14 protein-coding genes are annotated in these 13497 nt (G+C 66.0%); 7 read left to right on the forward strand and 7 right to left on the reverse strand.

Annotation, left to right across the window (positions count from 1 at the left end):
• Positions 1-712: 712 nt before the first annotated feature.
• The 3 genes from pepF (at position 713) to MU553_RS06075 (ending at position 4993) form a co-directional block, all read left to right on the forward strand.
• Positions 713-2503 (forward strand): oligoendopeptidase F, encoded by a 1791-nt coding sequence (pepF, locus tag MU553_RS06065; RefSeq protein WP_247376748.1) that lies wholly within the window; start codon positions 713-715, stop codon positions 2501-2503.
• 131 nt (positions 2504-2634) lie between these two features.
• Complete coding sequence (gene pan2 / locus MU553_RS06070) at positions 2635-3855, forward strand: proteasome-activating nucleotidase Pan2 (protein ID WP_247376750.1); 1221 nt, start codon at positions 2635-2637, stop codon at positions 3853-3855.
• 70 nt (positions 3856-3925) lie between these two features.
• A complete protein-coding gene (locus tag MU553_RS06075; RefSeq protein ID WP_247376752.1) occupies positions 3926-4993 on the forward strand; it encodes an ATP-binding protein in 1068 nt (355 codons plus the stop codon).
• Between the two features lie 373 nt (positions 4994-5366).
• On the opposite strand, the gene hisH is transcribed toward MU553_RS06075, so the two are convergent.
• From hisH to MU553_RS06095, 4 genes are all read right to left on the reverse strand, one after another.
• Positions 5367-6014, reverse strand: coding sequence for an imidazole glycerol phosphate synthase subunit HisH (hisH, locus tag MU553_RS06080; protein WP_247376754.1), 648 nt, complete (start codon positions 6012-6014; stop codon positions 5367-5369).
• A 43-nt stretch (positions 6015-6057) separates the two neighbouring features.
• Positions 6058-6642 (reverse strand): uracil-DNA glycosylase, encoded by a 585-nt coding sequence (locus MU553_RS06085; RefSeq protein WP_247376756.1) that lies wholly within the window; start codon positions 6640-6642, stop codon positions 6058-6060.
• A 174-nt stretch (positions 6643-6816) separates the two neighbouring features.
• Positions 6817-7374 carry an endonuclease dU gene (locus MU553_RS06090; RefSeq protein ID WP_247376758.1) on the reverse strand — a complete coding sequence of 186 codons (558 nt, stop codon included), beginning with the start codon at positions 7372-7374 and terminating at the stop codon, positions 6817-6819.
• Positions 7371-7562, reverse strand: a complete 192-nt coding sequence (locus MU553_RS06095) for a DUF5786 family protein (RefSeq protein ID WP_247376760.1) — start codon at positions 7560-7562, stop codon at positions 7371-7373. Before MU553_RS06095 ends, MU553_RS06090 begins: the two co-directional genes overlap by 4 nt.
• A gap of 79 nt (positions 7563-7641) precedes the next feature.
• Here MU553_RS06095 and MU553_RS06100 point away from each other — a divergent pair, with 79 nt between their 5' ends.
• Positions 7642-8253: an MBL fold metallo-hydrolase gene (locus tag MU553_RS06100; RefSeq protein WP_247376762.1), complete on the forward strand. Its 612-nt coding sequence runs from the start codon at positions 7642-7644 to the stop codon at positions 8251-8253.
• A gap of 84 nt (positions 8254-8337) precedes the next feature.
• Here MU553_RS06100 and MU553_RS06105 read toward each other — a convergent pair whose 3' ends face one another.
• Positions 8338-8487 (reverse strand): 50S ribosomal protein L40e, encoded by a 150-nt coding sequence (locus tag MU553_RS06105; RefSeq protein ID WP_247376764.1) that lies wholly within the window; start codon positions 8485-8487, stop codon positions 8338-8340.
• A 93-nt stretch (positions 8488-8580) separates the two neighbouring features.
• On the opposite strand from MU553_RS06105, the gene MU553_RS06110 reads away from it, so the two are divergent.
• Complete coding sequence (locus MU553_RS06110) at positions 8581-9621, forward strand: enolase-like domain-containing protein (RefSeq protein ID WP_247376766.1); 1041 nt, start codon at positions 8581-8583, stop codon at positions 9619-9621.
• Between the two features lie 22 nt (positions 9622-9643).
• On the opposite strand, the gene MU553_RS06115 is transcribed toward MU553_RS06110, so the two are convergent.
• Together MU553_RS06115 and MU553_RS06120 are read right to left on the reverse strand one after the other, a co-directional pair.
• The gene (locus MU553_RS06115) at positions 9644-10981 is read right to left on the reverse strand and encodes a hemolysin family protein (RefSeq protein WP_247376768.1); all 1338 of its coding nucleotides are present in this window, start codon (positions 10979-10981) and stop codon (positions 9644-9646) included.
• 174 nt (positions 10982-11155) lie between these two features.
• Positions 11156-11674: a DUF367 family protein gene (locus MU553_RS06120; RefSeq protein ID WP_247376769.1), complete on the reverse strand. Its 519-nt coding sequence runs from the start codon at positions 11672-11674 to the stop codon at positions 11156-11158.
• 52 nt (positions 11675-11726) lie between these two features.
• On the opposite strand from MU553_RS06120, the gene MU553_RS06125 reads away from it, so the two are divergent.
• Both MU553_RS06125 and MU553_RS06130 read left to right on the forward strand, forming a co-directional pair.
• Positions 11727-12962 (forward strand): redoxin domain-containing protein, encoded by a 1236-nt coding sequence (locus MU553_RS06125; protein WP_247376771.1) that lies wholly within the window; start codon positions 11727-11729, stop codon positions 12960-12962.
• Positions 12963-13004: 42 nt separating this feature from the next.
• Positions 13005-13346, forward strand: coding sequence for a nuclear transport factor 2 family protein (locus MU553_RS06130; RefSeq protein WP_247376773.1), 342 nt, complete (start codon positions 13005-13007; stop codon positions 13344-13346).
• Positions 13347-13497: the final 151 nt, after the last annotated feature.

Raw genomic sequence — 13497 nt, forward strand, 5'->3', positions numbered from 1 at the left:
TTCCGTAGAGTCGGTTTATGTCTATCGAATCGACTCGCCAGTGGCGAGTGTTCGCATGGTTCGTGAACCGCGAGAAACCCGCTGGACGGCGACTGTCCTCTCCGTCAGAATCGAACCGCCTGTCTGCTGTAAAGCCGGACGACGCCCGTGCGCTCCCATCCAGCGTGACGCCGGCCGCTCCACGCGGCCGCTTGTCACCGACGAGTGACATCTTCTGGTCGTCCGGGTTGGTAGTTAGTCCCATGTGAATCCGTCAGCGTTTCGCGGTTTCTGTTCGTACGCATCTCCCACAAACATACATCAGTAAAAAAATGTTATGGTCTATAATGTTAATACTCTTTAATCCGATTACTGGACCTAAACCGAGATAACGAATATAAGGGATTGGTGTTCTCTAGCACGGTTTCTGGGGGCTCGGGACTCGCTGGGGTCGGTGGCGATTCGACTCACCGGAGCGCCCGCTGGCAGTCGTGGAAAGTAAAAAGGTGGGGGTGGGGGGTGGGGGAAAGGGGTGGCACCGTCAATCGGTGCCTGCCAGAGGCTTCGTCCGTCTGGATTAAGTATCTTGTGCTGCAGGACGCTGATTACCGGTTCGGGGACGTCGCGATCGTCCGGGTGAGGAGAACAGAGTACCACGGCCCGACGTGATCCCGTCGGTGGCTGGACTGCCGGCGAAGGAAGGCTTACCTCGCAGTCTTCCCTAGCTCGGTCTATGAGTTCGGTTCCCGAACGGAGCGACATCGACGAGGAGTACAAGTGGGACCTCGAGGATCTCTATGCCGACGACGAGGCGTGGGAGGAGGCCTACGAGGCGGTCGAGGAGCAGCTCGAAGACCTGCGAGCGTACGAGGGTCGCGTCACGGAGGACGCGTCGACGTTGCTCGCTGTCCTGGAACTGCGCGAGGAGATCATGCGCACGGTCTCGAACGTGGCGTCCTACGCCCGCATGCGCCGCGACGAGGACACGACCGACGGCCAGTACCAGGCGCTGCTCGCGCGCGCACAATCCCTGTCGTCGGACGCCCAGAGCGCGGCGTCGTTCATCGTCCCCGAGATTCAGAACTGCAGCCGCGAGGAAATCGACCAGTTCGTCGAGGCGGAGCCGGACCTCGAACTCTACGATCACTACTTCGACGACGTGCTGCGGATGAAAGCACACACCCGCTCGGCCGAGATCGAGAACCTCCTGGCCGAACTGGGCGAGGTCACCGGCGCACCGGGCGAGGTGTACAACATGCTCGCCAACGCGGACATGGAGTTCCCCGCGGTCGAGGACCCCGACGGCGAGTCCCGGCGCATCACGCTCAACAACTTCACGACGCTCCAGAAAAACCCCAACCGTCAGTTCCGCCAGACGGTCTACGAGGCGTTCTACGACGAGTGGGAGAACGTGAGAAACGCCGTCGGTTCGGCCTACAAGAACAGCGTCAAGACCGACAGCAAACTGGCCCGGGCGCGCAACTACGACACCGCTCGCGAGGCCGCGCTCGACGGGCCGAACGTCCCGGCCGAGGTGTACGACAACCTCGTCGACACCGTTCGGGACAACCTCGACAAACTCCACCGGCACGCCGAACTCAAGCGCGACGCCGTCGACGGCGAGGAACTCCGGATGTGGGACCTCTACGTTCCACTCGTTCAGGAGGAGAGCCCGGAAATCCCCTACGAGGACGCGTGTGAGTACGTCGTCGACGCGGTCGCCCCGCTCGGGGAGGAGTACCAGTCCCGACTCGCCGAGGGACTCGACTCGCGGTGGGTGGACGTCTACGAGACCAAGGGCAAGCAGTCCGGTGCGTACTCGGGCGGAACGTACGACTCCCAGCCGTACATCCTGATGAACTACCAGGACGACGTCGAGTCGATGTACACGCTGGCCCACGAACTCGGCCACTCCCTCCATTCACAGCTCACGAGCGAGGAGCAGCCCTACGTGTACAGCGACTACGAGATCTTCGTGGCCGAGGTCGCCTCGACGGTCAACGAGACGCTCCTCACCCACCACCTGCTCGAGACGGTCGAGGACGAGCGACTGCGCCGCCACGTCCTCAACCAGTACCTCGAACGGTTCCGGTCGACGCTGTATCGCCAGACCATGTTCGCCGAGTTCGAGCACCGCACCCACGAACTCTCGGAGTCGGGCGAGGCGCTGACGCCAGACCGACTCGACGAACTGTACCTCGATCTGAAGTCGGACTACTACGAACCGGCTGCCGTCGACGATCGTATCGCGCGCGAGTGGATGCGAATCCCGCACTTCTACCGTGCGTTCTACGTCTACCAGTACGCGACGGGCATCAGTGCCGCCGTCGCGCTCGTGGACGGCATCCTGGACGAAGGCGAACCGGCCGCCGAGCGATACGTCGAGTTCCTGGAGAAAGGTTCACGGGAGTACCCGCTCGAACTGCTCAAGCACGCCGGCGTCGACATGGCCTCGCCCGAACCGGTCGAGGCGGCGCTCGACGTCTACGCCGAGTACCTCGACGAGTTCGCCTCGCTCACTTGAAGGGGTCTCTGCCCCGTTGGCGGCCGGTAGGAGTCGGCCGCGAGCCGTTCGCTGTTGCCTGATTTTCGGGGACGGAACTTGGCCGCGACCCAAAGGCCCTTTTACGAGTAACAACAAGTGGAGATAGTCAGATGTCCCGGAGTCCGTCGCTCCCGGACCGGCCGCGGCTGGACCTCGATCCGGAGATGTCTCCGGCCGAGCGGCTGGAGGCGTTACGGGAGCACTTCCTCAAGTTAGAACAGGTGAACGACGAGCTGACCGATCAGCTCGACGCTGCAGAGAGCCGTCGCGACGACCTTCGCGACCAGGTCGACCAACTGGAGCGGGAAAACGAGACGCTCAAAACGTCGTCGCTGTACATCGCCACGGCGGAAGAACTCACAGACGAGGGCGTCGTCGTCAAACAACACGGCAACAACCAGGAGGTCCTCACGGAGGTGTCGCCGCAGCTGCGCGAGGAGCTGGAGGCCGGCGATCGGGTCGCCATCAACGACTCGTTTTCCGTCCAGACGCTGCTGGAGGCCGAGACCGACGCGCGCGCCCAGGCGATGCAAGTCAACAGCTCGCCGGAGGTCACCTACGACGACATCGGCGGCCTCGAAGAACAGACGCGCGAAGTGCGCGAAGCCGTCGAGGAACCGCTGATCAACGCCGAACAGTTCGCCGAAGTCGGCATCGATCCGCCGAGCGGCGTCCTCCTGCACGGCCCGCCGGGCACCGGGAAGACGATGCTCGCCAAGGCCGTCGCGAACGAGACCGACGCCACCTTCATCAAGATGGCCGGCTCGGAACTCGTCCAGAAGTTCATCGGCGAGGGCGCACGCCTGGTGCGCGACCTCTTCGAGCTGGCGTCCGAGCACGAGCCCGCGATCATCTTCATCGACGAGATCGACGCCATCGCGGCCAAGCGCACCGAGTCCAAGACCTCGGGCGACGCGGAGGTCCAGCGGACGATGATGCAACTGCTCTCTGAGATGGACGGCTTCGAGGATCGCGGCGAGATCCGCATCATCGCCGCCACCAACCGCTTCGACATGCTCGACCGCGCCATCCTCCGGCCCGGTCGATTCGACCGCCTCATCGAAGTGCCGAACCCCGACCGCGAGGGTCGCGAGCGCATTCTCGAGATCCACACCCAGGACATGAGCCTGGCGGACGACATCGGACTCGGGGCGATCGCCGACCAGACGGACGATTTCAGCGGGGCAGAACTCGCCAGCCTGGCCACGGAGGCCGGGATGTTCGCGATCCGGGACGAACGGACGACGGTGACCACCGAGGACTTCGAGGACGCCCTGGAGAAGATCACCGACACGGACGGCGAGGAGACCGGCCCCATCGCCTTCTACTGACGAACGCTTCTGTTTTTGCCGCTGAAAATCGGGCCAGCGAAGTTATACCCGTCGAGCGCCCAGTGTCCGTATGCGACGCAGGGCAGAGGTGCCGGCTGATGAGGCGGGTCTCGCTCGAGGTGCGTTCGACGCCCTGCCGACACAGACAGCGGTCCTGGACGCGGAGGGCGTCATCCTGCGGACGAACGATGCCTGGGAGCGGTTCGGGTCCGAGAACGGGCTGCAGGACCCGACGAGCGTCGGCTGTAACTACCTCGACGTGTGTGACCGGACCGACGACGAGGACGCGTCCGCCGTCGTGGCCGGTCTGCGCGACGTTCTCGACGCGGACCGCGACGTCTTCACCTACGAGTACCCCTGCCACGACCCGGACGGCGAGCAACGATGGTTCCAGCTACGCGCGCTCACGTTCGACGCCGGCGAGCACCTGCTCGTGATGCACTTCGACATCACAGAGCGGAAACTCGCCGAGATCGAGCTCCGCGAGTACACCGACGAACTGGAACTGCTGACCGGCATTCTCGCACACGACATCAGGAACCCGCTCAACGCCGCCCAGATGCGCGCCTCGCTGCTCGACGCCGACGGCGACGACGCCGAAAACGTGGCGGCGCTGGTCCGGTCGCTCGACCGCATCGACGCCATGATCGACGACGCGCTCGTCCTCGCCCAGGGCAACGAACCGACCGACGTCCGGGCCGTCGACCTCGACGTGTGCAGCGACACCGCCTGGCAACACGTCGAGACTGCGAGTGCGACGCTGGAGATCGGTTCCCTCCCCGTGATCGTCGCCGACGAGCAACTGCTCCTGCAACTCCTCGAAAACCTGTTCGTCAACGCGGTGGACCACGGCGGGGACGACGTCACGATCAGCGTCGAACCCATCGCGTCGCCCGACGATGGCGAGATCACCGGGTTCGCCGTCGCCGACGACGGCCCAGGTATCGATCCGGCCGCCGCCGAATCCGTCTTCGAGGCCGGCTACACGACCGCACCCGACACCGGGACCGGCTACGGCCTGGCTATCGTCGAGAAGGTCGCCAGCGTCCACGGCTGGACGGTCGACGTCACGGACGACGACGGCGCACGCTTCGAGATTACCGGCGTGACCAGGGCGACCCTCGGTGAAAGTGAATAGCCAGTCCCGAAACCGCACGAAGGAGAGACGATTCGAGGTGAAGTGAGGGGGTTCGCTTGCCGCTCTCTCAAGCGTGTACTCGGTGTCGATTTCGACGAACTTCCTTTTTCGACATCGGGTCGCCTACGGCGACCACTCGCGCAAAAACGTGGGTGAAAAACGGCTCGCTCCCGGTGGTCGCTCGCCGGCCCTACTCCGTGCAGATCTCGACGAAGTTCCACAGGATCGTGAGGCCGGTCTCGCCGGATTTCTCGGGGTAGAACTCCACCTTTTTCTGCCTCGGGTTTCCTCGGGCCGCAAAGCGGCCCTGCGGGAACCCTCGTTGAAAAACGTGGGTGAAAAACGGCTCGCTCCCGGAGGTCGCTCGCCGGCCCTACTCCGTGCAGATCTCGACGAAGTTCCGGAGGATCGTGAGGCCGGTCTCGCCGGATTTCTCGGGGTGGAACTGCGTGCCGAAGACGTTGCCGGCCTCGTTGGCGACGATGCTCGGGAAGTCGACGCCGTAGTCGGTGGTCGCGACGACCGCGCCGTCGTCGTCGGGGCTGGCGTAGTACGAGTGGACGAAGTAGGCGTACTCGCCGTCTACGCCGTCGACGAGCGGGTGGTCGCGCTGGACGTCGAGTTCGTTCCAGCCCATGTGGGGGACGGTCTGGTCCTCGTCGAACCGCTCGTTCGTGCCCGGGATCAGGTCCAGTCCCTCGGCGTCGCCCTGACCGGCGTGGTCGGCCTCCTCGCTGCTGGTCAGGAGCATCTGCATGCCGAGGCAGATCCCGAAGATCGGGACGCCGTCCTCGGCGGCCGCGACGAGTGCGTCGCGGAACGGACCGGCGTTCTCCATCCCTTCGCTGAACGCGCCGACGCCCGGCAGGACGATGCCGTCCGCGTGCTCGAACGCGGCCGGGTCCTCGACGATGTCGACGTCCGCGCCCGCACGCTCCAGACCGCGGGTCACGCTCCGGAGGTTCCCGAGGCCGTAGTCGACGACGACGATCTCCGCAGCCGTCTGTGCAGTCCCACTCATAGCTGGTCGTTCGCGTGTCCCCAGGAAATCAGTTCCGTTCCGGTCAGAACTCGCCCAGCTTCGACTGCCCGCCGTCGCCGGCTAACTCGGCCGCCTTGCGGATCGTCTCCTCGAACGTCTCCTCCTGGCTCCGGTCGTACAGCGTCGCCGCCGGGTGGACGCAGATCAGCACCGTCCGGGACTCCCCGCCGAGTTCGTGTTCGACCAGCGAGCCGGCTTCGTTGGTGACTCCGACCGACCGTTCCAGCAGGTGCTCGCTCGGCACCTTCCCGAGCGTGACGACGACCTCGGGGTCGATCTGGTCGATCTCGGCTTCGAGGTAGCCGCGGCAGTTCGAGAGCTCCTCCTGGCTCGGGTCGCGGTTCTCCGGCGGCCGACAGCGCACGCAGTTGGTGATGCGAACGTCCGCGCGAGCCAGGCCGAAGTCGCGCAGGGCGTCGTCGAGGACCGCGCCGCTCCGGCCGACGAACGGCTCGCCCTGGTCGTCTTCGTTCGCGCCGGGCGCCTCTCCGACGAACAGCAGGTCGGCGTCGGCCGGGCCGGTCCCGTTGACGATCTGCTGGCGGGAGTCGACCAGCGCGGGACAGTGCGTGCAGTCCACCACCGACAGTCCCTCCATGTGTTCCATACCTGCCCCTGCGACGGACAGGAATAAGAAAGCGCCGTCACTCCTCCGGACGACAGGTCACTCGCGCTCATCCAGCTGATCGACCGCGTGGCTCTCGGTGTTACCGTTCGCGTGTTCCGCGGGCTCCCGCGTGGTCGACCGCGCGGCTCGCGGTTCACTCCGTTTCCCGCTCGCTCACTCTGCGCTCTCCCGTTGGTCGAGCGCACGGGCCGCCAGCCGAGCGACCCGGAGCGGTTCCGGGCGACCGCCCTCGGGCGTGAACTCCCGGACCACGTCGTCGGCTTCCCCGTCGTCGATGCCCACGCTCCGGACGTACACCGTCTCGTCGTTGATTGCGAGCTCGCGCCGTGACGGCTGACGGCGATACGTCTCCAGGCGCGTCGTCAGTGCGTCACCGTCGAACTGCGCTTCGAGTGCCGGGGTCAGCCCCTCGCTTCCCTCGTAGGAAACTGAGATGACCGGACGTTCCACTCGCCCATGGAGCGCGTGCAGGTCGATAATATTGAACCAGGCGGGCGCGACGCCCGAGACGAGGAGATACCGCACGTCCTCGCGGCCGAGGTCGTCGAACAGCGCGACGATGGCGTCGGTCGCGTCGGTCCCGCCGACCGTACAGGAGCCGAAGGCGAATCCGTCGACCACGCGGCTGGCGCGGACGACGACACCGGCGAGCGTGCTCCGGGCGTCGCTGAACGATTCGGCGACGCCAAGCGCACGGACCCCGGATTTCACGTGTTCTCTTGGTCTTGCTCCTTGATGTCGGCGAGTTTGTCGAGGAGTTCGTCGTTCGAGGCGCTGAACTCGTACTCGACGTCGCCGTCGTGGGTATTTTCGGCAGTGTTGACGCCGTCGTCGTCGTCAAAATCAGTGTCGTAGTCCTGATTCTCCTGTTCGGATTCGTCGTAGCTCCCGAACCCCATGTTCGTTTATAGTAGTTGCAGACTCAAAAAGTTCCCGCCGCCCGGTACCCTGATAGGGTCGCCGGTCACACACAGTGCTATGGACGTTCACAACGTCACAGCCGACGCCGAGTCGTTCACGTGCAACGCCTATCTGGCGCTTGGCGAGCGTCCGGTTCTCGTCGACGCCGGCGCGATGGACGGCGTCGTCGACGTCGTTCGCGAGCACACTGACGACCTGGACGCGGTCGTACTCACCCACCAGCACGGCGACCACGTCGCCCAGCTCGACGCCGTGCTCGACGCCTTCGACGCGGACCTGTACGCCTACGACGACCACACCCGCCGGACCCACGAACTCGACGACGGTGACACCGTCACGATCGGCGACGAGGACTGCGAAGTCGTCTACACGCCGGGCCACGCCGACGATCACGTCTCCTTCGTGGGCGACGCCAGCCTCTTCTCGGGCGACGTGGTCGTCCACGACGACGGGGCGTTCGACTACGGCTCGTTCGGCCGAACCGACATGGCCGGCCAGTCACGCGAGCGACTCATCGAAAGCATCCGGACGCTGCTCGACCGCATGCCCGAGGGCGTCGAGCACATGTACTCGGGCCACGGCTCCGTGTTCCACGGCGACGTCCGGGACGTCGTCGAGACGGCGCTGGAACGGGCCGAGAAGCGCGACCCGAAGTACCCCGAAGAGTAGAACTGCGAGGGTAACTGGTCCGAGTCCGCGCCGACAGTTGCGACTGATCGGACAGGGCTGAGAAAAACGACGGTCGAGACAGCGCTATGCGGCGGCGCGCTCGCGGTTTTTCGTCCGAAGCTTCTTGTAGCCGCACTTCCGGCAGCTATCGGCACCGGTCGGGTTCCGTGCGTTACACCGCATGCAGACCATCTTGTCCAGAATCCGATCTTCCGCTTTTTCGAACGTAGCCATGCGGAGGAGTTTCGATTCGGAGCGGTTAAGATTTCCGAGTTAGCTGTCCTCGCCGGCAGGGATGTTTTGAGGACTGACCGTGAAAAGGGGCACATGCTCTTCGACCGTCTCGCGGACCTCTCACTGACCGTCGAGTCCGTCGACCTCGACCTCCGAGAACGGGACACGTCCAGCGAGTTCGTTCGAGCGACGACGACCGTCGCCCTCGACGGCGAGGGGACGACGGGTCGTGGCGAGGACGTGACCTACGACCGGGACGCCCAGCACGAGTTCGTCGAGGCCGGACCGCCCGACCTGTCCGGCGAGTACACTGTCGCGGAGTTCGCCGAGGTCGTCGCCGAGCACGACCTCTTTCCCACGGCTCCGGACCGTGCGGAGTTCCGAAACTACCGCCGCTGGGCGTTCGAGAGCGCCGCGCTGGACCTGGCGCTTCGCCAGGCCGACACGAACCTCGCGAGCGCGCTCGACCGCGCGTACGATCCAGTTTCCTTCGTCGTCAGCACCCGACTGGGCGAGCCGCCGTCGACCGACCGGCTGAAACGCCTGCTCGAGATCTCGCCGGACCTCTCGTTCAAACTCGATCCGACGCCGGACTGGACGGCCGACCTCGCGGCCGACGTGGCCGACGCGGCGACCGTGCGCATCCTCGATCTGAAAGGCCAGTACGAGGGAACGGACGTGGACGTGCCCGCGGACCCGGATCTCTACCAGTTAGTCGTCGACGAGTTCCCCGACGCGGTCGTCGAGGACCCGGCGCTCACCGACGAGACGCGGGCGGTGCTCGCCGACCACGAGGACATGGTCTCCTGGGACCACCCCATCACGGGCATCCAGAGCATCGAGGACCGCCCCTTCGATCCCGAGTGGCTGAACGTCAAACCGTCGCGCTTTGGCAGCCTGGAATCGCTGCTGGACACCATCGAGTACTGCCTGGAGCGCGACGTCCAACTGTACGGCGGCGGCCAGTTCGAACTCGGGGTCGGCCGCGGCCAGATCCAGGCGCTGGCCTCGCTGTGCTACCCGGACGGACCGAACGACGTCGCCCCTGCCGGGTACAACGATCCCGAGCCACCCGACGAGTTGCCGGCGAGTCCGCTGGAGCCGCCGGCCGACCCGGTCGGCTTCGGGTGGTGATGGCGGGCGGTCGCAACCACGACTATTCGGATTGCGTCGAACGGTCGTTCGAGAGCGGCCGTATCGTGACCTCTTCGACTCGAACCCCGTCTACGGCCTGGACTTCGAGACGGTAGCCACCGGCTTCGACCGCGTCTCCGACCTCGGGCGGGTGGCCGAGCAGGTCGAACACCAGCCCGCCGACTGTGCCGTAGGACGCGTTCTCGAAGTCCGTCTCCAGCACGTCGTTAACTTTCTGGATGGACAGGGCACCGTCGGCGGTGTACGCGCCGTCGTCACGGCTTCGGATCGACGGCTCTCCGATACGCTCGTCGAACTCGTCGCGAATGTCGCCGACGACCACCTCGACGACGTCCTCGACGGTCGCGATGCCTTCGAGCGTCCCCCACTCGTCGATGACCGCGGCCATCTGGCGCTGCTGGCCCTGAAACGTCTCGAGGAGTTCGTCGACGGGGGTCGTCTCCGGAACCATCGGCACGTCTTTGGCGAGGTCGGCCGCCGAGAGGGACCCGGTGTCGCCGGACTCGGCGGCCCGCAGGATGTCCTTGACGTCGACGTAGCCGACGACCTCGTCGCCCGCGTCGCCCTCGACGACCGGATAGCGAGTGTGTCCGTGCTCGACGGCGAGCGTCCGCAACTCGTCGAAGGGCGTCTCCGCCGGGATCGTCGCCACGTTCGGCTGCGGAACCATCACTGCGCGCGCTGTGACGTCGTCGAGTTCGAAGACTCGATCGATCATGCTGACTTCCTCGGCGGTGACGTGGCCTTTTTCGCCGGCCCGGCTCAACACCATCCTGATCTCCTCCTCGGAGAGCGTCTCCTCGGTCTCGGAGGCGGGCGGCACGCCGATGAGGCTCGTAAAGCGGTTCGCCGTCCCGTTGAAGACGACGAGGCCGGGCAGAAACAGGTAGTAGAAGAACTTCATCGGCGGCGACACCAGCAGGGCGAGGCGCTCGGCGTCCGCGATCGCGATGGTCTTCGGGGCCAGTTCGCCGAAGACGACGTGCAGGAAGGTGACGGTACTGAACCCGATTACGATCGCGATGAGGTGGAGCGTTCCCGCGGGGACCACCGGAGCCAACAGCGGCTCGATCAGCGCGGCCACGGCCGGTTCGCCGATCCAGCCGAGCCCCAGGGAGGCGACCGTGATCCCCAGTTGGGTCGCGGCCAGGTAGTCGTCGAGGCTCCCGAGTGCGTCCTGTAACGTCGTGGCCCCGGCGCGTCCTTCCTCGACCATCCGGTCGACGGCCGTCGACCGGACGCGAACGAGCGCGAACTCCGAGGCGACGAAGAACCCGTTCAACAGGACCAGCAACAGCGCTGCGAGGAGCCGACCGGCCGAGAACAACAGGTCTACCATGCCGCGTTCCCCCCGCTCTCTGCGGCGCGCTCATCAACTCCCGGACTGGCTGTCCGACCGACAGTGCCCTGCGACGTCTTCATACGGAGTCCTACACACCGTTGCCACAAAGTGCTGGTGTCTTCCAGGACCGCGTTACTCGGGACACTTTCCGTGGCCGCCGCTGGGGTCCGGTCACTCGTCGGCCAGGTAGTCCTCCTGGACGGCGACGACCTCCGTCGAGTCCGAACACTCGGCGTACCGGCGGAGCGGTTCCTCGTTGAGTTCGAGAAAGGTGTGGCCCCACGTGAACTTCGAGAGGATCTCTTCGGCCTGGTCGCGCTCGCCGAGGATACAGAGCGCGCCGGCGAAGGCCTCGACGGTGTTCAACTGGAAGGCCGTCCCGTAGTTGACGGGATTGGCCGCCACGAGAAAGGGGAGCGAGCGGTGAATCCCTTCGAGGTCGAACGCCTCGCGCTCTGCAGTCTCCCAGGAGCAGTCCAGCGCGACGAGGCGGTCGTGGCGGGCGCCGGTCCCGACGCCGTCGGCGGGCGAGAGCGCCTGCTCGGCGAAGGGGTTGAGGACGATCCCCGGCGGCGTCGCTCGCGTGGAGTTGTGCAGCTCCGCCAGCTCGAAGCGGGCGAGCTTTCTGGCGCTGCATTTCTTCGGGTCGTCGTCGCCCTCGTAGCGGACGTGCAGGCCGTACGTGCCCATCAACGTGGAAAACGCAGTCAGGCTTTAAGTCACTTCCATTCGACGTCACTGTGTGCTTGGTGAAGGGACGGCTGCGCCGACGTTCGCCCTGCCGGGGATCGTCGACGGCGCGCAGCGCGAGGTCGACCTGGCGGACTACGTCGGGGACGGCATCCTGGTTCTCGCCTTCTATCCGGCGGACTTCAATCCAGCCGCCACCGACGAGTCCTGTGACCTGACGGAGCTCGACCTCTTTACGATGCAGCGAGACGTCGACATCTTCGCCGTCAGTCCCGATAGCCTGTTCAGCCACCGGGCCTACGCCGACGAATACTCCCTCTCGCTTCCCCTGCTTGCCGACACGCACGGCGAGGCGATCGACGCCTACGACGTGCGCGACGAGGAGGGCGACCAATTGCTCGCCGAGCGAGCCGTCTTCGTCGTCGACCAGGACGGGGTCGTCCAGTACGCCTGGTCGACGACCGACCTGGAGGAACGCCCCGACGTCGACGCCGTCCGCGAGGCAGTCTCGAACGTCGGCGGCGACTCGACGGCCGTCGGCCGCTACCGGGTCGGCCACGCCCACTACATGGAGGGTCGGCGGGCGTTCACGAGCGCCATGGGAAGCTACGAGGACCAGGACTGGCTCATCGCGCAGGGCGACTTCGAGCGCGCGATGGCCGAGTTCCAGGAGTCGGCCGACCAGTTCCAGAGCGCCGTCCGGTTCGCCGAATCCGAGCCGTTGGAGCAGGGATTCGAGCGCGCCCAGGAGAAGGCCACGTCGCTGTGGCAGGCCGCCGAGTGGCTGGCCGACTCGGCCAACCAGTACGCCAGCGGGAACGGCGAGGAGGCCGACAACTACCGCCGGGACGCCGAGGCGCCGCTGGAGGTGGCCCGCGACATCGGTGAGCCGCCGGACCCCGACGACATCGACCTCGATGCCGACGCCGCGGCCCAGGCGACGGCGGCGGGAGACGACAGCGCGGACCTCGACGTCCCGCCCGACCCCGGTACGGCTCCGACGACGTCGCAGCCGGGCGGCGACGCCACCGGCGAACCCAAGACCGACGAGGACGTCGACGCCGCCGTCAAGGACGTCGAAGTCGATTCGCCCGATTCCCTCGGTCCGGGAGTTGACGAGCGTGGCGACCGGCAACCTGCGGGCGATGGCGCTCGGCCGACCGACGTGGCAGACGCCGTGAGGATTGACGGGGACGACGATCGGTCTGCCGACGAGTCTGCTGCGGCCGACGACGATGCGGCCAACGACGAGGACATCGAACTCGACCTGAAAGATCCCACGGAGTGACGCGACCATCGGTTTCTCGGTCCGCCGTCACGTAGCGACGGTATGGAAGACCGCGAGGCGACGGCACGGGCGTACTACGACGCACTCGACGAGCACGACTACGAGTCACTCGCCGACCTGCTCGCACCGGCGTTCGTCCACGACAGACCCGACCAGACCATCGAGGGTCGCGACCGGTTCGTCCAGTTCATGCGCGAGGAGCGCCCGATGACGGAGACGAGCCATCCCGTCGATGCCGTTTACCGGGCTGCCGAGTCGGACCCCGGCGAGGTCGCGGTTCGCGGTCGCCTCCTCGACGCACAGGGCGACCGGATCGTGGGGTTCGTCGACGTCTTCTCGTTCTCCGCCGCCGGCGTCGAGGCGATTCGGACCTACACCAGATGAGGAACGTCGACCGGGACCGGGCGGTCGCGTCGGTTCCGCTTCGTCCCGCTCTCAGCGACGGCTGTCACCGCGGCGAGTGACGAGGTAGACGACGATTCCGAGGACGAGTATCAGCAGGAGTTTTCGCAGGAGTCCACCCTGGGTGGACTGA

This window comes from Halorientalis brevis (assembly GCF_023077655.1).

Bases quoted from the DNA above. Each gene is read 5' to 3' on its own strand.
- pepF (WP_247376748.1), top strand. From the start codon at position 713: ATGAGTTCGGTTCCCGAACGGAGCGACATCGACGAGGAGTACAAGTGG.
- pan2 (WP_247376750.1), top strand. From the start codon at position 2,635: ATGTCCCGGAGTCCGTCGCTCCCGGACCGGCCGCGGCTGGACCTCGAT.
- MU553_RS06075 (WP_247376752.1), top strand. From the start codon at position 3,926: ATGCGACGCAGGGCAGAGGTGCCGGCTGATGAGGCGGGTCTCGCTCGA.
- hisH (WP_247376754.1), bottom strand. From the start codon at position 6,014: ATGAGTGGGACTGCACAGACGGCTGCGGAGATCGTCGTCGTCGACTAC.
- MU553_RS06085 (WP_247376756.1), bottom strand. From the start codon at position 6,642: ATGGAACACATGGAGGGACTGTCGGTGGTGGACTGCACGCACTGTCCC.
- MU553_RS06095 (WP_247376760.1), bottom strand. From the start codon at position 7,562: ATGGGGTTCGGGAGCTACGACGAATCCGAACAGGAGAATCAGGACTAC.
- MU553_RS06100 (WP_247376762.1), top strand. From the start codon at position 7,642: ATGGACGTTCACAACGTCACAGCCGACGCCGAGTCGTTCACGTGCAAC.
- MU553_RS06105 (WP_247376764.1), bottom strand. From the start codon at position 8,487: ATGGCTACGTTCGAAAAAGCGGAAGATCGGATTCTGGACAAGATGGTC.
- MU553_RS06110 (WP_247376766.1), top strand. From the start codon at position 8,581: ATGCTCTTCGACCGTCTCGCGGACCTCTCACTGACCGTCGAGTCCGTC.
- MU553_RS06115 (WP_247376768.1), bottom strand. From the start codon at position 10,981: ATGGTAGACCTGTTGTTCTCGGCCGGTCGGCTCCTCGCAGCGCTGTTG.
- MU553_RS06120 (WP_247376769.1), bottom strand. From the start codon at position 11,674: ATGGGCACGTACGGCCTGCACGTCCGCTACGAGGGCGACGACGACCCG.
- MU553_RS06130 (WP_247376773.1), top strand. From the start codon at position 13,005: ATGGAAGACCGCGAGGCGACGGCACGGGCGTACTACGACGCACTCGAC.